General features: G+C 44.0%; 17 protein-coding genes, 5 tRNA genes and 1 pseudogene. 11 read left to right on the forward strand and 12 right to left on the reverse strand.

Going from position 1 to position 19,621, the window contains the following annotated elements:
* Positions 1-29 precede the first annotated feature (29 nt).
* From ACLD71_RS13945 to ACLD71_RS13955, 3 genes are all read right to left on the reverse strand, one after another.
* Entirely contained in the window at positions 30-758 is a 729-nt protein-coding gene (locus ACLD71_RS13945; protein WP_137675361.1) for a substrate-binding periplasmic protein, read from the reverse strand.
* A gap of 100 nt (positions 759-858) precedes the next feature.
* Positions 859-1,716, reverse strand: a complete 858-nt coding sequence (gene folD, locus ACLD71_RS13950) for a bifunctional methylenetetrahydrofolate dehydrogenase/methenyltetrahydrofolate cyclohydrolase FolD (RefSeq protein ID WP_411991064.1) — start codon at positions 1,714-1,716, stop codon at positions 859-861.
* Positions 1,717-1,859: 143 nt separating this feature from the next.
* Complete coding sequence (locus tag ACLD71_RS13955; RefSeq protein ID WP_411991065.1) at positions 1,860-3,524, reverse strand: putative transporter; 1,665 nt, start codon at positions 3,522-3,524, stop codon at positions 1,860-1,862.
* A 345-nt stretch (positions 3,525-3,869) separates the two neighbouring features.
* Here ACLD71_RS13955 and ACLD71_RS13960 point away from each other — a divergent pair.
* The 5 genes from ACLD71_RS13960 to ACLD71_RS13980 all read left to right on the forward strand — a co-directional run bounded on the left by ACLD71_RS13960 (position 3,870) and on the right by ACLD71_RS13980 (position 4,431).
* Positions 3,870-3,946 (forward strand) — tRNA-Pro (locus ACLD71_RS13960).
* 46 nt (positions 3,947-3,992) lie between these two features.
* Positions 3,993-4,069, forward strand: a tRNA-Arg gene (locus tag ACLD71_RS13965).
* 33 nt (positions 4,070-4,102) lie between these two features.
* Positions 4,103-4,178: transfer RNA gene (locus ACLD71_RS13970), tRNA-His, on the forward strand.
* 44 nt (positions 4,179-4,222) lie between these two features.
* A tRNA-Leu gene (locus ACLD71_RS13975) sits at positions 4,223-4,307 on the forward strand.
* A 47-nt stretch (positions 4,308-4,354) separates the two neighbouring features.
* Positions 4,355-4,431 (forward strand) — tRNA-Pro (locus tag ACLD71_RS13980).
* A 362-nt stretch (positions 4,432-4,793) separates the two neighbouring features.
* On the opposite strand, the gene ACLD71_RS13985 is transcribed toward ACLD71_RS13980, so the two are convergent.
* Together ACLD71_RS13985 and ACLD71_RS13990 are read right to left on the reverse strand one after the other, a co-directional pair.
* Positions 4,794-5,582: a hypothetical protein gene (locus ACLD71_RS13985; RefSeq protein ID WP_411991066.1), complete on the reverse strand. Its 789-nt coding sequence runs from the start codon at positions 5,580-5,582 to the stop codon at positions 4,794-4,796.
* 269 nt (positions 5,583-5,851) lie between these two features.
* A complete protein-coding gene (locus ACLD71_RS13990) occupies positions 5,852-6,358 on the reverse strand; it encodes a Tfp pilus assembly protein FimT/FimU (RefSeq protein ID WP_411991067.1) in 507 nt (168 codons plus the stop codon).
* A 397-nt stretch (positions 6,359-6,755) separates the two neighbouring features.
* Here ACLD71_RS13990 and tig point away from each other — a divergent pair, with 397 nt between their 5' ends.
* From tig to clpX, 3 genes are all read left to right on the forward strand, one after another.
* Entirely contained in the window at positions 6,756-8,057 is a 1,302-nt protein-coding gene (tig, locus tag ACLD71_RS13995; protein ID WP_137675366.1) for a trigger factor, read from the forward strand.
* An 89-nt stretch (positions 8,058-8,146) separates the two neighbouring features.
* Entirely contained in the window at positions 8,147-8,770 is a 624-nt protein-coding gene (gene clpP / locus ACLD71_RS14000; RefSeq protein WP_137675367.1) for an ATP-dependent Clp endopeptidase proteolytic subunit ClpP, read from the forward strand.
* A 113-nt stretch (positions 8,771-8,883) separates the two neighbouring features.
* The gene (clpX, locus tag ACLD71_RS14005; RefSeq protein WP_137675368.1) at positions 8,884-10,161 is read left to right on the forward strand and encodes an ATP-dependent protease ATP-binding subunit ClpX; all 1,278 of its coding nucleotides are present in this window, start codon (positions 8,884-8,886) and stop codon (positions 10,159-10,161) included.
* A 58-nt stretch (positions 10,162-10,219) separates the two neighbouring features.
* Here the strand turns inward: clpX and ACLD71_RS14010 are convergent.
* The 7 genes and pseudogenes from ACLD71_RS14010 to ACLD71_RS14040 all read right to left on the reverse strand — a co-directional run bounded on the left by ACLD71_RS14010 (position 10,220) and on the right by ACLD71_RS14040 (position 16,612).
* A pseudogene (locus ACLD71_RS14010) lies at positions 10,220-10,825 on the reverse strand (DUF938 domain-containing protein).
* A complete protein-coding gene (locus tag ACLD71_RS14015) occupies positions 10,815-11,180 on the reverse strand; it encodes a Na+/H+ antiporter subunit G (RefSeq protein WP_137675139.1) in 366 nt (121 codons plus the stop codon). Before ACLD71_RS14015 ends, ACLD71_RS14010 begins: the two are co-directional and overlap by 11 nt.
* 9 nt (positions 11,181-11,189) lie before the next feature.
* A complete protein-coding gene (locus ACLD71_RS14020) occupies positions 11,190-11,459 on the reverse strand; it encodes a K+/H+ antiporter subunit F (RefSeq protein ID WP_137675140.1) in 270 nt (89 codons plus the stop codon).
* Positions 11,453-11,953 (reverse strand): Na+/H+ antiporter subunit E, encoded by a 501-nt coding sequence (locus ACLD71_RS14025; protein ID WP_137675141.1) that lies wholly within the window; start codon positions 11,951-11,953, stop codon positions 11,453-11,455. Before ACLD71_RS14025 ends, ACLD71_RS14020 begins: the two co-directional genes overlap by 7 nt.
* Positions 11,953-13,464, reverse strand: a complete 1,512-nt coding sequence (locus ACLD71_RS14030; protein ID WP_411991068.1) for a monovalent cation/H+ antiporter subunit D — start codon at positions 13,462-13,464, stop codon at positions 11,953-11,955. Before ACLD71_RS14030 ends, ACLD71_RS14025 begins: the two co-directional genes overlap by 1 nt.
* On the reverse strand, positions 13,464-13,817 hold the full coding sequence (locus tag ACLD71_RS14035; protein ID WP_137675143.1) for a Na+/H+ antiporter subunit C: 354 nt from the start codon (positions 13,815-13,817) through the stop codon (positions 13,464-13,466). Before ACLD71_RS14035 ends, ACLD71_RS14030 begins: the two co-directional genes overlap by 1 nt.
* A complete protein-coding gene (locus ACLD71_RS14040; RefSeq protein WP_411991069.1) occupies positions 13,817-16,612 on the reverse strand; it encodes a monovalent cation/H+ antiporter subunit A in 2,796 nt (931 codons plus the stop codon). The genes ACLD71_RS14035 and ACLD71_RS14040 overlap by 1 nt, the downstream gene beginning before the upstream one ends.
* Before the next feature lie 196 nt (positions 16,613-16,808).
* On the opposite strand from ACLD71_RS14040, the gene ACLD71_RS14045 reads away from it, so the two are divergent.
* The 3 genes from ACLD71_RS14045 (at position 16,809) to ACLD71_RS14055 (ending at position 19,575) form a co-directional block, all read left to right on the forward strand.
* Positions 16,809-17,219, forward strand: coding sequence for a DUF5329 family protein (locus ACLD71_RS14045; RefSeq protein WP_137675145.1), 411 nt, complete (start codon positions 16,809-16,811; stop codon positions 17,217-17,219).
* Positions 17,216-18,118 (forward strand): AraC family transcriptional regulator, encoded by a 903-nt coding sequence (locus ACLD71_RS14050; RefSeq protein ID WP_411991070.1) that lies wholly within the window; start codon positions 17,216-17,218, stop codon positions 18,116-18,118. Before ACLD71_RS14045 ends, ACLD71_RS14050 begins: the two co-directional genes overlap by 4 nt.
* A 290-nt stretch (positions 18,119-18,408) precedes the next feature.
* The gene (locus ACLD71_RS14055) at positions 18,409-19,575 is read left to right on the forward strand and encodes a glycoside hydrolase family 5 protein (protein WP_137675146.1); all 1,167 of its coding nucleotides are present in this window, start codon (positions 18,409-18,411) and stop codon (positions 19,573-19,575) included.
* Positions 19,576-19,621: the final 46 nt, after the last annotated feature.

Genomic DNA, 19,621 nt, shown 5'->3' on the forward strand with positions numbered 1-19,621 from the left:
TAATAAAAGGGCAGCTTAGGCTGCCTTTTTTACATCTGGTATTTGTCTAGCAGGCGTTGATATTGCTCGGTAGCTGTGACTTTTGACAGTGCTCGGCGAAATCGTTCTAAATACTCAGGATCTGTGCCTTGGCTAAAGGCGTAACAACCTTCAAGTTTTCCAAGTGGGTAAACTGATTCAAACAACTCTTCTTCAAAACCTAAAGCCGCAGCGGTTTGGTTAATTACTTCCGGTTCAGACGCTATCACGTCAACTCGCTCACGCTTTAACATTCGTAGAGCTTTCTCAAGGTCATCAGTTAACGATATCTGTTCAAACTCTACACCTTTATAAAGCAACAACTGTTCACCAACACCGGCTTTCATTGCGCCATATAAAATTTTGGAGTCAGAGCCAACTTCGTCTATTTCTATGGCGCGTGACTTTAAGGCAATTAACTCTATATCTGAGGTGGTGATTGGGCAGGCCCAATGAAACATGTGTTCTCTACGTGGGCTACGCATGGTCAAAAACAAGGCCATATTAGGCCGATGTTGCAGTAAGTAGTAGGCTTTTTCCCAAGTTTTTACTTGAATTGGTTGTGGGTCTTCGCCCATTTCTTGCCAAACTAAGCGCAACAATTCAACCGAAATACCTGTTAAGTGGGCGTCTTCAACGTAGTTAAATGGGCGGAGGTTTTCCGTTACAAAATTAATTGTGGTCGCCCGAGAGGCGAGGGGCAGTAACAAAACACATGCCAATAAGTAACGGCCGAACATAAGCTATCCTAGTCAAGTTCCTTGTTTAAAATTAGCTTACTTTTGATTAAGTTGCATTAGAAAAGGCGAATACTTTGAGTAAAGTACTCGCCAGTTTTAATTATTGGTCGTGGAACTCTTCACAGGCTTCTAAGGTATTTTGAATCAAGGTGGCTACAGTCATTGGGCCAACGCCGCCTGGTACCGGCGTAATAAACGCTGCATTTTGACGCGCTACTTCGTACTCAACATCGCCGGCTAGCTTTCCGCTGTCTAATCGGTTAATACCTACATCGATAACCATCGCTCCTGGTTTAATCCATTCACCGGGGATAAATTGCGGCTTGCCAACGGCGACTACCACTAAATCAGCGCGGCGCACGTGCGCTTCTAAGTCTTTAGTGAAGCGGTGACATGTGGTGGTGGTGCAACCTGCGAGTAATAGCTCTAAGGTCATTGGTCGACCCACAATGTTCGATGCACCAACCACTACGGCTTCTAAGCCATAAGGGCTTACACCGGTAGATTCGATTAGCGTGATAATACCTTTAGGGGTGCATGGGCGCAAAGCGGGAATGCGCTGGGCTAAGCGGCCAATATTGTAGGGGTGAAAGCCATCAACGTCCTTATCTGGACGGATACGCTCAACAACTTTGGTTTCATCGATGCCTTTTGGTAGCGGTAGTTGAACTAAAATACCGTCTATTAGTGGGTCATCGTTTAGTTTGTCAATCTCTGCTAATAGAGTTAGCTCATCAGTATAGTCATCTAAATCGATTGATTTAGAAATAAAGCCTACGGCCTCACATACTCGGCGTTTACTGCCTACATATACTTGAGAGGCGGGGTTATCACCCACCAAAATTACCGCGAGTCCAGGAGCACGTTTTCCTTCAGCGACTCTTTGCTTTACCCGTTCAGCAACCTTATCTTGAACTTGCTGGGCGATTTTTTTTCCATCAATTATTTGTGCAGACATTGATTCTTCTTTAACGAATGATTGGCGATGTTAGAGGGCGCTATTTTGGCATGATAGGCGAAAAAATGTCAGATTTTTTTGAAGAGAATTGTGGCTTTATTAGTCACGGAATGAAAAAGCCCGCATTAAGCGGGCCTTTAAGATTACGCTGCTACCCAAAGCAACACGGCAATAACCTGTGGAGATAAGATGCGTAAACACATCACCAAAGGGTAAACGGTGGCATAGGCAAGCGCAGAAGCGCCTGAAGTGCTGTGTATTGAGTTAGCAAAGGCTAAGGCTGGTGGATCGGTCATCGATCCAGCCATTAAGCCACATAAACTGAGATAGTTAACTTTAAGTATGTAACGGCCAATAAACCCAATGATTAACAATGGGATTAAGGTGATAAACGCTCCGTAGAACATCCAACTTAAGCCATCACCCTCTACTAAGGTTTCAATAAAGTTAGCGCCTGAGTTAATTCCTACCACCGCTAAGAACAACACAATACCTATTTCTCGTAAGGCCAAGTTGGCACTCGGTGGCATAAACCAATACAAGCGACCTATACTACCGATTCGGGCTAATATAATGGCTACAATCAGCGGCCCACCGGCTAAACCTAGTTTTAGTGGGGCTGGCAAACTTGGAATAGCCAAAGGCATAGAGCCTAACAATACACCCAAACCAATGCCTATAAAGATAGGTAGCATTTGTACGTGTTGTAGTTTACTGCGCACATTACCGAGGCTTTTTGCCACTTTTTCGATGTCTTCACTGGGGCCGACAATATTTAGAATGTCACCAAATTGTAAGATGGTGTCTTTGTTGGCAACTAGCTCCACACCGGCACGGTTTAGTCGCGAGATGATAACGTCAAAACTGTGTTTTAAATCGAGCTCACTAAGCTTTTTACCAAGAATGCGTTCTTCAGTAACCACCACCCGTTCACTACGAAGTAGTGTACCTTTGGTGGATAATGACTCGCTAATTTCCTGGCCAATAATCAATGTGGCCTGGTCTAACTTAATCCGGCTGGGTCCAACTAAATGCAGGTAGTCGCCTTTGTGCATAAGCATGTCGGGACTAGGGACTTTAAGCTCGCCATCCGATTTAACCCGCGAGCAAATAACATCTTCACCAATAAGCTTACTTAAATCAGAAAATGCTAAGCCATTTAAATTGGGGTTTTCAATGATGACATTGATGTCTAATAGGCTTTGCTTCTTTTTACCTTTAGCGTTGTCAAACTCATCAGCTTCTTTATCTATATCTATTCTAAAGGCTAAGCGAATAATCCACATCGTTAGTAAGATGCCTAAAATGCCGAACGGGTAAGCCATGGCGTAGCCCAAACCAAGCACAGTGGTGTCCTCGGTTGCCATACCTAGTTCTTGCAATATTTGCTGCCCAGCCGCTAAAGAGGGGGTATTGGTTACTGCACCACTATATATGCCTAAAAAGACGTTTAAAGGAAGATCGAAGATATAATGTAAGGCTACGGCGGTCACACCGCCAAGCAATACAATGCCAACCGCGAGTAAATTAAGCCTTAGTCCACTGGCTTTTAAGGAAGCAAAGAAACCAGGACCTACTTGAATACCAATAGTGTAAACAAACAGAATAAGGCCAAATTCTTTAATAAAGTGCAGGGCATGGGGGTCGAGGTGCCAACCAAATTGCTTAATAAAGTGGCCAACAAATAAGCCGCCAAATAATACGCCGCCAATGCCTAAGCCAACACCGCGAATTTTTAAGCCACCAAACCAAAGGCCAATAACAGCCACGGCCGATAAGACCAAGATGGATAACGCTACATCACTCATGAGATTCCATTCCAACTGTAACAATTGAGTTGTGTTTAATGTGTGTTTTATAAAACACCCAAAGACTACTACTTTAGTCGTATTAGCCTTTTGATTTGGATTAACAAATAACAATGATCTTAATAATCACTTGTTGCGTTTAGAATGAGGAGAGTGCTGTAAGCTCATCTAACCTTTATAGAAGGTAAGTTGATGATAAATGGAGCGCGATACTGTCGAAAACTACTCAATTTGGCTATGCTGTAACCAATCGGTAAATAAGCGTTAAAAACTGTTTGACGCTGACCATCCAAGTGGGTAGTATTCGCCTCCGTTGAAGGGCACAAAGCTTTGCTTTAAACAAATCGGTGATTAGCGCAGCTTGGTAGCGCATCTGGTTTGGGACCAGAGGGTCGGGAGTTCGAATCTCTCATCACCGACCAAATTTTAAAGCCTAGTGTTTACACTGGGTTATTTGACGCTAAAGATGCGCCCTTAGCTCATCTGGATAGAGCAACGGCCTTCTAAGCCGTAGGTAGTAGGTTCGAGTCCTACAGGGTGCGCCAAATATGTGCTTTAATTAGCACGAAAAGTTTGTGGTGGGTATAGCTCAGTTGGTAGAGCCCCGGATTGTGATTCCGGTTGTCGTGGGTTCAAGCCCCATTACTCACCCCATTATTCGACTACATTGCCATAGCAATGTTGCGAAAAATAGTTTTGCGGAAGTGGCGGAATTGGTAGACGCGCTAGATTTAGGTTCTAGTATCGCAAGGTGTGAGAGTTCAAGTCTCTCCTTCCGCACCATTATTGGTGTAAGCGTGGGTAACGCTTAAAACATACCAACAAGTTTTCGGTGATTAGCGCAGCTTGGTAGCGCATCTGGTTTGGGACCAGAGGGTCGGGAGTTCGAATCTCTCATCACCGACCACTACAGGAAGCCTCGTCAGCAACGACGAGGCTTTTTTGTATCTGTAAGCTGCGATGGCGAGGATTCAGGCATAAAGTCGGGCGTTCGCTTTTAAACTTTGCTCATTACCGACCACTATATGATGCCTCGTCAGTAATGACGGGGCTTTTTTGTATTTGTTATTCAGTATTTACCACTCGCAACTCTCTCATCATGTGTTATCAGTTTACTCTCAGTAAATAAACTTGTTCCGGTAAAGCGTTCTTAATAATCGATTCGTCTACCAAGACGTATTTCATCTACTCCATTGAGGTTTATGTATTATTTGTGGGGGTGGAGTAAAAACTAAATCAGCCCTTAGGCTGATTTAGTGACAAATGGTGTTAAACAAATCGTTTACGATTAACACTGCTTAATAGTATTAAACCAATACCAAATATTGCCAGTGTAGTGGGCTCATCTACAGCGTATATTTGCATTTCGCCGGTGATGCTGACATCTCGAAACGCTGCCGTTGAATCACCTGTATAAAGGATCTCTTCCCCTCCGGCGATATTAAAATCCCAGCGCCAAGCTACGTCGCTACCTTGCTCCCATAAGTCATATATAGAAGTGATAGTATCGTTTACTTTAATATTGAAAAAGCTTGTGGCTAAGTCGCTATCAACCGTGTCGTCATACCAGTCATAGTTGAATAAACCATCTATATGGCTATTACCTACTTCTAGGTGGCCACCGGTGACCAGAAGCTCAGCAATTTTGTGGGTTTCTCCGTTTAACTTATTGTGAAGGTGGAAACCAAAGGTTTTATAGTCGTCGTAATATGATACGCCGTTAGCATAGCCTCCTGAAACATCTTCGTATTCGAGGTCTAGCACCCAATCAGTGCCTAAACCTTGTGTATCCAGACTAGCCGTATAGGGTAATAAGCCCATTAGGCCGCCCGTGCCATCATTGCTAAATTGAGAATTGTCATTGTGCTTACAAATCGTACCTACACAGCTACCCCCGGTTAAAGTGGATTTCGATTCGCTAACAACGCTAAGTGCTGATGCGCCATCAGTTAATCGTAAGTTATCAGCAAATGGGTCTAGGTAGATAGTTGCAGCAAAGCTAGTAAATGATGTGCTAGCAAACAATGCAGTAGTGATTATCTTTTTGTACGTTTCCATGGTCTATATCCTTTTAACTTTTTAGTTGTTTTATATCCTTACAATTAGTACGTGATTGCGAATGCATTAAGCGCGCCAAACCATAAGTGATTGATTTGTCACTAAGTGGTGTGACCTTTTGGTGATTGGTGTATAAGATGCTGACATCAAAAATGGTTTGATGTTTCTTGTGTGTTGCGGCGGTGTTAACTGATATTGCTTTTAGTTGAGCTGTTTGGCTGTTGAATTAGTGAGAATATTTAGGCCTTTAACGAGGTCGTTTAAGTCAGCTAACAGCCGCTAGTGATTAAATCGTATTGCGGAGGTGTAGTATCATTACTGGCTTGAGTATATTGAAAATAGCAGTTGTCGTCGGTGACTTGGCCGTTATCGTTTCTATCGTAACCTAGGTAAGTAAAAGCAATCCCTTGTTCTTGTAGTACAAAGGTATCGTCAATATCAATACGCTTAGTAATGTCGGTATTGTCTAAATAGCGCCATTTTAAGCGCACGTCTGGGCTATCGGGGTTAAACACATCAAAGTTACCATCACCATCCATATCAACGTCGATTAAATCCTCACGGTTGACAACTTGCTGAGCAACATAGCTGGGCATATAAGATTTTAGTGTGAGTAGATCGTTAGCGGCCTTAACGCTTACCTTGATCTGTTCGATGGTTTTAATCCGCGCGTCGCTTGAAAGGTTTAAGAGCTTGGGGGCAGCGGTAACCGCAAGAATGCCAAGAACAATAATCACCACAACTAACTCGATTAACGTAAAGCCTTGGTTCTTCATCTATCCCTAATAATTACACTTGGTTTATTGGGGGAGAGTATAAAAGTTAGTAATCGCCTTGCCTAGTATTCTAGAGTCGTTGGTCTATTTTTGTGCGGCCGAGCTAACAATAAGCAATCAATCTATCATTTAGCGCTAAAGGCTTATTTGGGCGCGTTTTGGGGTTTGTGCGTTTAAAATCGCCAAACGGGTATGCGTAGCAGCAAATATTTACGCGATATCTGTGATTATCGAGCAAACAGCCTCGACCTTGACCGAAACCATGGCTATAATGCGGCGTTTTGAAATTATGGGCCCTTATTCAAGGACAGCTGGTTCGCAGTAGTGAGCAGTTAAACTCCCATTGTTTACGTAAGTAAATTGTCAGCAGGGTGCTGACTATAGCCGAGGTAATAAAATGCAGGTTTCAGTAGAAACAACTCAGGGCTTGGAGCGTCGTGTTACGATTTCGATTGACGCTGCGCAAATCGAACAGCAAATTGAGCAAGCGCTTAGTCAAGAATCACGTCGTGCTCGCATCGACGGTTTCCGCCCTGGTAAAGTGCCAGTAAGCGTAATTAAGAAGCGTTACGGTGCTGCGATTCGTCACGATGTGACAGGTCAAGCTATGCAACGTTCATTCTACGAAGCAATCATTCAAGAAAAACTAAACCCAGCAGGTGCACCAGCACTTCAGCCTGGCGACACCAAAGATGGTGAGTTTAGTTTTAGCGCTACGTTTGAAATCTTCCCAGAAGTTGAAGTTTCTGGCCTAGATGCAATCGCAGTTGAGAAACAAGTTGCTACAGTAAACGAAAAAGATGTTGATGCAATGATCGACACTTTACGTAAGCAACAAGCTACTTGGAAAGAAACCAAGGGCATGATTAAAAACGAATTCCGCGTAAACCTAGACTTCTTAGGTAAAATTGATGGTGAAGAATTCGAAGGCGGCAAAGCAGAAGGTTTTGACCTAGCTATGGGCGCTGGTCGTATGATTCCAGGTTTTGAAGATGGAATCATGGGTAAGAAAACTGGCGAAGAATTCACTATCGAAGTGAACTTCCCTGAAGATTACCACGCTGAAAATCTAAAAGGTAAAGCGGCTACTTTCGATATTAAATTAAACAAAGTAGAGAAGCCTGAACTTGCAGAAGTTAACGAAGAATTCGTTAAACTATTCGGTATTGAGTCTGGTGAACTAGACGCACTTAAAGCTGAGATCCGCAAGAACATGGAGCGCGAGCTAGAGCAAACGCTTAAAGCGGGTGTTAAAGAGCAAGTGTTAGCTGGTCTTATCGAGCAAAACGAAATTGACGTGCCTGCGGCGCTAGTGTCTCAAGAAATTGAGCAGCTACGTAAGCAAGCTATGCAACGTTTTGGTGAAAATGCACAAAATGCTCCTGAGCTTCCTGATGAGCTATTCACAGAGCAAGCGCAACGTCGCGTACGCACTGGTTTGCTACTAGGTGAGTTAATTAAAGTTAACGAACTGAAAGCTGACGATGAAAAAGTTAAGCAACATATTGCTTCTTTCGCATCTGCTTACGAAGATCCAACAGAAGTTTTAGAGCACTATGCTAAAAACGAAGAGTTGATGAACAACGTTCGTAACGTAGTGTTAGAAGAACAAGCGATTGAATTTGTACTTGATAAAGCAAAAGTAACTGAAAAAGAAGTCGCTTTTGACGAAATTATGAACAAGCAAGGTGCAAACTAAGGTCTAATTTGACTTAGCCACCTTTATCTCGCATATAATGGCTCGTATGTACTACATACGAGCCATTTTTTTTAAGGAAGAGCGCATCAATGTCTAAAGAAGTTAATCAGTCTGCATTCGACCCCATGGCGGCTTTGGTGCCAATGGTTATTGAGCAAACCTCTAAAGGGGAGCGCTCTTTTGATATTTATTCTCGACTACTAAAAGACCGAGTTATCTTTTTAACTGGCCAAGTGGAAGACCACATGGCTAACCTAGTGGTTGCTCAGTTGCTATTTTTGGAATCAGAGAGCCCAGAGAAAGATATCTTTATCTATATTAATTCGCCGGGCGGCTCTATTAGCGCTGGCATGGCAATTTACGACACTATGCAGTTTATCAAACCAAATATTAGTACGGTTTGTATGGGAATGGCGGCTAGTATGGGCGCATTCTTACTGGCTGGTGGCGCAAAAGGTAAACGTTACTGTTTGCCAAATGCTAAAGTAATGATTCACCAACCTTTGGGTGGTTATCAAGGTCAGGCATCTGATATTGAAATTCATGCAAATGAGATCATTAAAACAAAACGTCGTATGAACGAGTTGTTAGCCGAGCATACCGGACAAAGTTTTGATACTATCGCTGCAGACACCGATCGCGATAATTATATGACGGCTGAACAAGCCAAGGAATATGGTATCGTCGACGATATTTTTGCACGTCGTGAATAATTAGTATTGTTTCACGGTCTGTACAGATAGAGCATAGTGAAAATAGCATTCTTAGCGGATTGATTTACACTGTAGATAAAAGCTAAGAGTGCTACATAGTTTGAGGTTAACGAATGACAGATAAGCGCAAGGGTGATGGAGATAGCAGCAAGCTGTTGTATTGCTCCTTCTGCGGTAAAAGCCAGCATGAAGTGAGAAAGCTGATTGCCGGTCCCTCCGTCTATATTTGTGACGAATGTGTTGAGTTATGTAACGACATTATTCGCGAAGAAATAAAAGAAATATCGCCGAAGAAAGAAGGCAATGCCTTACCTGTTCCTAAAGAAATTAGGGAACACCTTGATGACTACGTTATCGGCCAAGACCATGCTAAAAAAGTATTAGCGGTAGCGGTGTATAACCACTATAAGCGCTTGCGTAATGGTGATGTAGCAGACGGTATCGAGTTAGGTAAGAGTAATATCCTACTGATTGGTCCAACAGGTAGTGGTAAAACACTGCTAGCTGAAACGCTGGCTCGCCTGTTAGATGTGCCATTTACGATGGCCGACGCCACCACATTGACCGAAGCAGGTTACGTGGGCGAAGACGTAGAAAACATTATTCAGAAATTACTGCAAAAATGTGATTACGATGTTGAGAAAGCCCAACGCGGTATTGTTTACATCGATGAAATTGACAAAATTTCTCGCAAATCAGATAACCCGTCGATTACTCGTGATGTATCTGGTGAAGGTGTACAACAGGCATTGCTTAAGCTAATCGAAGGTACAGTTGCATCAGTGCCTCCTCAAGGCGGACGCAAGCACCCTCAGCAAGAGTTTTTGCAGGTAGATACCTCTAAAATCTTGTTTATCTGTGGCGGCGCATTTGCCGGTTTAGATAAAGTGATTGAGCAGCGTGCTTCAACCGGTACTGGTATAGGCTTTGGCGCAGAAGTAAAAGGCGAAGCGGATAAGAACTCGTTAAGCGAGACCTTCTCTAAAGTTGAACCAGAAGACTTAGTAAAATACGGTCTTATTCCTGAATTCATCGGCCGTTTACCAGTGGTTGCTACGCTAACAGAGTTAGACGAAGACGCCTTGATTCAAATCTTAAGTGAACCTAAAAACGCGCTAACCAAGCAATATGGCGCTTTGTTCAAACTTGAAGATGTTGAGTTAGAGTTCCGTGAAGACGCATTACGGGCGATTGCTCATAAAGCCATGGAACGTAAAACCGGTGCTCGTGGTCTACGTTCAATTGTTGAGGCAGTACTGCTTAATACCATGTACGACTTGCCATCGATTGATAACATTTCGAAAGTGGTTATCGACCAAACGGTTATTCAAGGTGAGAGTGATCCTATCTTGATTTATAGCAATGAAGATAAAGCCGCTAGTGCTGATTAATCAGTATTCGCGCTAAATGAAAAGCCAGTCTAAAGACTGGCTTTTTTGTACCCGGTGTTTAACGTTTTTGCCATACCAGCAAGAGGTTGTTTGCTGGCATGTCAATTTGCTCGCATAACTCTAGCCTTCCAACCGCTCCCCAGCTTATCAGCTCCTCAATGTCTCGTAGGCCACCGTAACCCTGTTGTTGCAACATTAGGTCAAATGCTTGGTTACTTTGGCCGCTGTAAGCGCCTGCTTGCTTAAATGGCCCCTAATGAAAGAAATAGCCGTTAACGGGCAAGCCTTTGCCAATGGCTGAATACATCTGTTGCACAATGGTTGGGCTCATTATGTGCGCGGTATTTGCGGTATACACTGCATCACACTCACAAGGCCAGCTGTCTTGGCCAATTTGGTAATTAAGCGGCTGAGTTTGGTGGTTTAATTCAAAGTAGCTGTGCCAATATTCAATGGCTGCTAAGTTGGCTTGTTGATCTGAGCACTGCCAGTGGAGATGCGGACAGGCTTGAGCAAAATATGCCGCATGTTGGCCAGTACCAGTGCCAATCTCTAAAACTCGTTGTGACGTTCCTAAACGAGGTGCTAACTGGCTGAGTATAGCCTGTTTGTTATTCTCGGCCGCTTGGTTAAAAAACTCAGCGGGGTGTTGATTAGTCTTCATCAGGCGCTTTATGTAAATAGGCTTTTGCCGAGAGATCTTTATTATAAGTGTCTTCTTTTAGCTTCACTTTATACTGCAGGCCAGCTTTGGCTAGCATGTGTGCAGCAATCGGTGCTGTAATAAATAAAAACATCGTGATGAGAAACTCTTTTAAGTTCAACCTGCCTAAGTCGAAACTAAAATACACCATAGAGGCAATTAGGATACAGCCTACGCCTAAAGTGCTAGCCTTGGTTGGGGCATGCAAACGGGTGAAATAATCAGGAAGCTTAGCTAGCCCAATAGAGCCAATTAACATGATAATAGCGCCAAGCACTAGCAGAAAACTAACCACAATTTCTAATATATTGGTCATCGCTTAGTCCTATTCTATGATGTCGCCGCGAAGCAAGTATTTACAAAAGGCGGCGGTACTTACAAAGCCTAATAACGCAATTAACAAAGCGCTTTCATAGTAACTGGTCGTGCCTTGATAAAGCCCGAGTAAAATAATTAGCGCGATGCTATTTATGTACATGGTATCTACTGCGATGATTCTATCGGGAGTCGTTGGCCCAACAATTAAACGCCAAGCATTTAGCGCCAGAGCGATACAGATTAAGCCGCTAGCAAACAAAGTGGCATAACTTAACATTGGAATATCTCCTTAATCGGCGCTTCATAGCGTTGCTTGATTTGAGCAATTAGCTTTTGTTCATCTTCTAAGTGCAATACATGCACATAAAGCCATTGCTTATCATCAGATAGCTCAACACTACAAGTACCAGGTGTTAGTGACACACTACTGGTGAAAATGGTCAGTGGCAGTGGTTCGCTAATGGTAATTGGTACGGCAATAAACGCTGGTTTTAGGTGGCGATTACTTTGTAGCACTCGTTTGGCGACTTCGAAGTTGGAGACAATGATGTCTTGTACCAAGCGCAGCAAGTAGAGCAGTACTTTTAGCGGATTTTTAGCCACCGGTTCTTTTTCGCTAAGGGGGGCAACAATCCAAGGAATAACGATGGCAAACACCGCTCCAAGTACCATGTGGCCGCGACTAAACTCATGCAGTATTTGCCAGACTAACCAAAGCAATAAACTGTGGTAGGGAGTAGGGAACCAAACAAACTTACTTTTCTTACTCATTATTTGGCTACCTCATTAAGTTGTTGCAAACTCAAACCTGCGTTGAGCTGCTCGGCAGCTAATTGTGCGTAATCGCTGATAGGTCCTCCAAAAATCACCATCAATGGTAACAGTGCAAGCAAAATACCAATGGCTAAGTACTGGATAGGACTTCCTTGCAGCGCGGTGGTGTTTTCACCACTAGTTCGCCAGAATAATGAAGTACCCGCGCGCGACAAGGCAATTAGCGAGATCAGTCCAGCGCCTAAAATGAGTGACCAAATCCAGGCCATTTGCTTGGTATCAGTTACCGATTGCAGTATTAAGGCTTTACCCACAAAGCCAGACAACGGTGGCATACCAATCAAGGCAATAGCCAGCAACGCAAATACAAAACCTAACTTAGCAGATTGCGGCATCGCTCTAGCGGTAACAAAGCGGTCTTCAGCTTTGCCTCGTTGTTGTTGAATCAAGCCCGCGAGTAAAAACATCGCAGCACAAGCTATCGTGCTGTGCACTAAATAGTAAATACCGGCTGTGCTAGCTTGTACGCTGTTTAAAGTAATTGTCACTAACAAGGTGCCAACCGAAACTATCACCAAGTTGCTACATAAAACCCTTAAGCTTTGGCTCGCTAATACCGAAATCGCACCAATAGCGATAGTAGCCAGTGCTATCGGCCATAGCCAAGGCAACGCGATGTTAGCCAGTTCGCCAGCTTGGTTTCCAAACATGACCCCATGAACGCGCCAAATGCTGTATATGCCTACTTTGGTCATAATCGCAAATAGAGCAGCTACCGGCGCGCTGGTATTTGCATAAGCCTTAGGTAGCCAAAAGTGCAGTGGTAGCATCGCAGCCTTTAAGCCAAATACTGCAAGCAATAGCAATGCGCCAGACTTGGTAATCATCAGTTCATTATTAGAAAGATGAGGGATTTTGTCGGCCATATCGGCAAAGTTCAGTGTGCCTAAGGTGCCGTAAAGGGTGCCTAAAGCAAACAAAAATAATGACGAGCCAATAAGGTTTAGGAATACATAATGTATGTTTGCCTGAACCCGTTGTTTGCCCCCACCGTGGATCATCAGTGAATATGAAGCAATTAATAGCACTTCAAAAAACACAAACAAGTTAAAGGCATCGCCAGTTAAAAATGCTCCGTTAATCCCCATTAGTTGGAACATAATTAAGGGGTGAAAGAAGGCGCCGTTTTTATCTTCGCCAGCACTTGCGTAAAGGATGACGGCAAGCCCTAAAATAGCGCTCAAGGCGATCATTAACGCTGAGAAAGCATCAGCAACTAACACAATGCCAAATGGAGCAGACCAGTTACCCAATGCGTAAACTTGAATACCAGTACTTTGCACTTTTATTAGCAGCATCGCGGCTGCTATCACCATTAATACACTAGTAGCAATGGTGAATACTTGTTGTTTATTCAGCGCACTACTAATGCTAGGGAAGAGCAAAATAACCCCGGCAAAAAATGGCAGCAGGATAGGAAAAATAACTAAATGATCTAATAAGCTCATTAGGCTTTATCCTCCCGCGCTAGTGGGTCTACAGGGTCATCACCATCAACGTGGTCATTGCCTAAGTCTGCGCGCCCACGCATTGCTAAAATCACCGCAAATGCGGTCATGGCAAAACCAATCACAATGGCGGTAAGCACTAAGGCTTGGGGGAGCGGATCAGCATAGTTTTCTGAGCCATTAAGTACCGCTGGCGAACCAATGGTTAAACCACCACTGGCAAATAAAAATAAGTTAACGGAATAAGACAGCAAGGTAAGCCCAATAACCAAGGTAAAAGTATGGCCACGTAGCATCAAAAATATGCCACAGGCACTCATAAATCCTACACACACCGAGTAAACGAGTTCCATTATCTTACTCCTACGGTGAGGCGTTCTTTGGTGGTGAGCTTGCCTAAATTGGCTAAAATCAACAATGTTGCTCCAATAACGGTGAGGTAAACGCCTAGGTCAAATACCAAGGCACTGGTTAATTCAAACTTACCTATCCAAGGGAGCGAGAAGTAATCGAACCACGAGGTTAAGAAAGGTTGTCCAAAGGCCCAACTGCCTAAGCCGGTAATTGCGGCTGTTACCAAACCAATGGCGATAAAGTAGTGGTAACTTACGCTTACTCGTTTGGTCATCCAATCTACACCATGCGCCAAGTATTGCTGAATGAGAGCGATGGAGGTGATCAGTCCAGCGATAAAGCCACCGCCAGGTAAGTTATGACCACGCATGAATATGTAGGCCGAAATCAACAAGAATAGCGGTAACAAACTCTGTGAAATAACCGATAGAAGCACCGGGTATTTATCGGTGGCCCACAAGCGACCATCGTGATCCTTGGTGCGCATCGACAAACGCATGCGTGCAATCAATTTGTAAATACCTAAGGCGGCAATACCCAATACGGTAATTTCACCAAAGGTATCAAAGCCCCTAAAGTCCACCAAGATTACGTTAACCACGTTAGTCCCACCGCCGCCGGTTTTAGCGTTAGCGATAAAGAACTCTGAAATGCTATCGAGTGGGCTAGTCATCAGCGCAAAACAAATACTTCCAATGATACAGCCGATTAAAGAGGCTACCGCCAAGTCTCGAACAAAGTGGCTGGGTCGGCTTTTACTGGTGGGGGTGTGCTGAGGGAAAAAGTACAACGCCAGTAGTAACAAAATCACCGTGACAATTTCTACCGACAGCTGAGTTAAGGCTAAATCTGGGGCTGAGAAGTAAGCAAAAGTAATTGATACCACTAAACCCACTAGCGACAACATGAGCAAAGCAATTAAACGATAGTGGCTCCAAATTACCGTCGCTAGCGAGCCCGCTACAAGCAATACAGCAGCAATGGCTACAGCACCGTTTAGCGGGTATTCCGCTTGAGAGCCTCGAGTTGTATCCAAATCTAATAGTGGCGGGGCAATTAAGGCTAAGGCAAAAAAGCATAACCAAAAGGCGTAACGCTGCAGCGAGCCAGATTCTAAGGTTTGATTCACTTTTTGTGCCCAGCGCACGCAGGCTTGAATTGCACCTTCAAATTTTATTTTGGCATCAATGGCAGGGAACAAACCTTCAAACCTAAACAAGGGCTTACGGTTTAAGTAAATCGCCAATCCACCGGCAATCGCTAAGCCACTCATTAGTAAAGGAACGTTGAAACCGTGCCATATCGCCAAGCTAAATTCAGGCAATGGATGGTTTAACACCGCTAACGAAGCACTATCTAGCAATGGGCCCACCGTGTAGGCAGGGAAGATACCGACGACTAAACACAGGGCAACTAATATCTCCACCGGCACGCGCATGTAACGAGGTGGCTCGTGCGGCGTTTTGGTTAAACCTTTAGGTTCACCGTTAAAGAATACATCGTGAATAAAGCGAAGAGAGTAGGCAACCGCAAAGGCACCTCCAATGGTGGCTAATACCGGAATTAACCAAGACAAAGATCCTAAAATGCTTTGGTCGAGAGTCTCAGTAAAAAACATTTCCTTGGATAAGAAACCATTGAGTAGCGGCACCCCAGCCATAGAGGCGGAAGCAACCATGGCTAAAGTGGCAGTAATCGGCATGTATTTCCATAAGCCATTGAGTTTACGCATATCGCGCGAACCTGACTCGTGGTCAATAATACCGGCAGCCATAAACAACGAGGCCTTGAAAATAGCGTGGTTAATAATGTGGAATACCGCAGCAATTGCAGCCAACTCAGTATTCAAACCCAGCAGCAATACAATTAAGCCCAAATGGCTGATGGTTGAATACGCAAGTAAGCCTTTTAAGTCGTGCTTGAATAAGGCCGTGTAAGCGCCAAGTAGTAAGGTAAATAAACCGGTTAACGATACCACCACAAACCATACTTCGGTGCCTGCTAGCACAGGGTAGAAGCGCGCAAGTAAGAAAATACCGGCTTTTACCATGGTAGCCGAGTGCAAGTAAGCGCTTACCGGAGTGGGCGCTGCCATGGCGTGTGGCAACCAAAAATGAAAGGGAAATTGCGCCGATTTAGTAAATGCACCCAGTAAAAACAAACTTAGAATAGCCAAGTAATAAGGGTGTTGTTGCACAAGTTCTGCGCTGTTAAGCACCACATTAAGTTGGTAACTACCGACAACTTCGCCTAATAAAACAATACCCGCTAACAAGGCTAAACCACCGGCCCCGGTAATGGTTAAGGCCATGCGAGCGCCTTTACGTGCGTCACTACTGTGCGACCAAAAACTGATCAGCAAAAACGAGCTAATGCTAGTGAGCTCCCAATAGAACCAGAGCTGCAGCATGTTGTTCGACATAACAATGCCAAGCATTGCCGTCATAAACATAATTAGGTAGCAATAAAAGCGGCCCATATGGTCTTTTTCAGACAAATAATAACGGGCGTATAAGATAACCAGTAAACCAATGCCTAAAATGAGCAGGCTAAATAACACCGACAAACCGTCTAGACGAAAGGAGAGGTTAAGCCCCAGCAAGGGGATCCACTCAATGCTTTGAGTAAAAGCCTGCCCATCAAGCACCGCTGGTAAATCAAATAGAATTAAGCCAAGCGCTAATGCAGGAAGTAAAGCGGTAGCTAAAGCACAGGTGCTGCGATTAAATTTATTGGTTAGCAAGGGAATGATAATCCCTAGCATGGGTAAGAAGGGTACCCAAAAATAGTGCATTTTGGCTTAGCTCCGGTCGCTAATTGTTTGGTAATTATGAAAAATAATAGTCATTAATTGAATGAATATCCACGCTTTGTTGAGACTAGTCTACTTAAGTTGCCGCTGTAATTATACGCTTGTTTTTGGGCTTGAGCTTAGGGGTGGGGAGACATAGACTATTGAGTAATCAACAATAAAATTATGGCTTTACTCGATGTTGAACAAGATTTTATATGGTTTTGCTATTTTGTGGCTGAGCCTACATGCTCAAATTGGCGCAAGCGCTGACTTAGAAAAATCAAGCTGGCCTATGCAGCAAGCAAGAATAGAGGCCTTATTACACAGCATTGAACAAACTGATTTGGTGTTTATTCGCAACGGCACTGAGCACAATGCGGAACAAGCGGGTGCCCATTTACGGATGAAGTTAAAACGCGGACAAAGCAGTTGGTTTGCTCCAAGTAAAGAAAAATGGACTGCTGAAATGTTTATCGACAAACTGGCCACTAAATCCTCTTTGAGTGGAAAAGCCTATCTGATTCGCTTGGCCAACGGCGATCAAGTTCCCTCTGCCATTTGGTTATACCAGCAATTAGCGGTATACGATCAGCAGGCTACACGATGAGTAAAACCAACTACCACCAAAAGTTTGTGCCGGTTATTCGCTATTTAGAAAAAAACTACGATCAAAACCTTAATCTAGATGAAGTGGCCAAGCTGGCTCATTTATCTCCTTATTATTTTCATCGCATTTTTAAAGCGGTCACCGACGAAACTCCGGCAGATTTTCTACGCCGTTTAAAACTAGAAAAAGCAGCTAGTCAGCTCTTCTACCATAAAGAACCCGTTACTAAAGTAGCTTTAGACTTTGGTTTCTCTAGCTCTCAAGCTTTGGCTAAAGCCTTTCGAAGTTATTTTGCCATTAGCCCTAGCGCAGTCAGAAGCTGCAAAGATATGGGTACCTATACGCAATTGCTGCGAGACAGCAAGATTGGACACCTACTGCGCAACAATGGACACGCTTTAGAACTCGCCTCGCAATATGCTAGCTCTGCAAATCAATCAAGGAGTGTAGCAATGAAAATTGAACATTTTGACCAAAAAACTTTAGCTTACGTTCGAGTCACCGGCCCCTATGGCGAAGGCTACGATGTTGCCACTGAAAAACTATATGGCTGGGCAGGGCCATTGGGATTAGCCAAGGGTGAATCAATATTCATTTATCACGATAACCCTGAACTGACCCCTGCGGATAAATGCAGAACTGATGTTTGTTTAGCTGTGCCAAGTGATGTAAACCCTCCGGCGGGCATAGAGTTACAAACTTTACCGAGTGGCCAATACGCCAGCATTCGCAAAACGGTGACCGAGAACAGCCAATACGCTTTGTTCTGGCAGCAACTCATGACCCAAGTGGTTAAAGCTGAGCTTACCGTAGATAATCGCCCCTGTTTCGAGCTATATCATCACTATGATATGGATAGTCACCATGCCGACGTGAGTTTTTGTACTTCCGTAAAATAGTAAGCCAAGCATGTGCTTTTGAGTTCATTTTTGCAGTCCTTCGGGGCTGCTTTTTGGTTATTACGCATCTGTCGTTAAATATCCATGTTGGTGGTTAATCTGTATTTGAGCGTGTTTTGTCACATGACCTCACCTAAATACTGAAACAAACTAGTGTGTGAATTCATCTTCAGAATGAATTTGTGAGTGCCTACAAGTTATCCTCAAACGGTTGGTTTTTTTACTATTTATATACATTTATTCTGGTTAGCCTAAGTCTGGAAAATAAGTGAGCGAAGGAAAGCAAGACCATGGGAAATCTAAAGAAATTAGTTTTAGTTGGAATGTTTAGTAGTGCAGCTGTCATGCTCAGTGCGTGTGGTGGAGAAGGAAGTTCTGTTGGTGCACCTAGCGATGCTGAAGTAGAGCTAGACGCCAGCTACTACACCGATACCTATGGTTGGAATGCCAGTGGCGGTATGGCGCAAACTCAACTTGGCCGTGGTTTAAATTTAGGCAACTATTTAGAAGCGCCAAATGAAGGTGAATGGACCGGTGGCCGCTTGCTGGTAGAGCAAGATCTACAAATCATCGCCGATGCAGGTTTTAAAACCGTGCGAATACCGGTGCGCTGGTCGAATCATGCAGGCGAAAACACCCCTTACCAAATTGATGCCAGCTTTATGGCGCGAGTTAAACAAGTGGTGGGTTGGAGTTTAGCGGCTAACTTAAAAGTGGTGCTCAACGTACATCACTACGAAGAAATGATGAACGATGGCCAAAACCAGCAAGAGAACCACATACTGCGTTTAGTGGGCATGTGGGCGCAAATTGCCGATGCCTTTCCACTTAGCGAATATGATGAAGACAGCCTAGTCTTTGAATTACTGAACGAGCCAAACGGTACGATTGGTTACGATGATTGGAATGACATTATCGGGAGATTGACTCAGCTAATTTGGACCACCATGGCCGATGAGCAAAATAATGGTACGGAGCAGCGCACCATTATGATCGGCACTGCTAACTGGGGCCATCCAGACGGGTTAACTCAACTCGATTTACCCAGCAGCGTAACCGCTAATAACACTATTATTACCGTGCATTACTACGAACCTTTCCATTTTACCCACCAAGGGGCTGATTGGGTTCAAGGGGCTGAAGAATGGATTGGCACTCCATGGTTGGGGACCGCATCCGATCAACAACCGCTTATTGATTTGTTCGACCGGGTAACCGCTTGGAACGCTGGAGCGGGTCGAGGTTTCGAAATCTTCATGGGTGAATATGGTGTGTTCTCACAATATTCAGATCCAGATCATCAACGCGCCTGGACAGCATTTATTGCTCGTGAAGCAGAGAAACGCAATATTAGTTGGGCTTACTGGGAATATGCCTCTGGTTTTGGAGCCTATGATCCAGACGCTGGAGAATGGCGCAGCGCCTTAATTGAAGGATTGATTCCTGCTCAACCGTAGTGTTACCCACAATTGCCTAGCCACCCTCCGGCTAGGCAAGCGTAGT

The sequence above is a fragment of the Agarivorans sp. DSG3-1 genome (assembly GCF_046774965.1).
Classification (GTDB): domain Bacteria; phylum Pseudomonadota; class Gammaproteobacteria; order Enterobacterales; family Celerinatantimonadaceae; genus Agarivorans.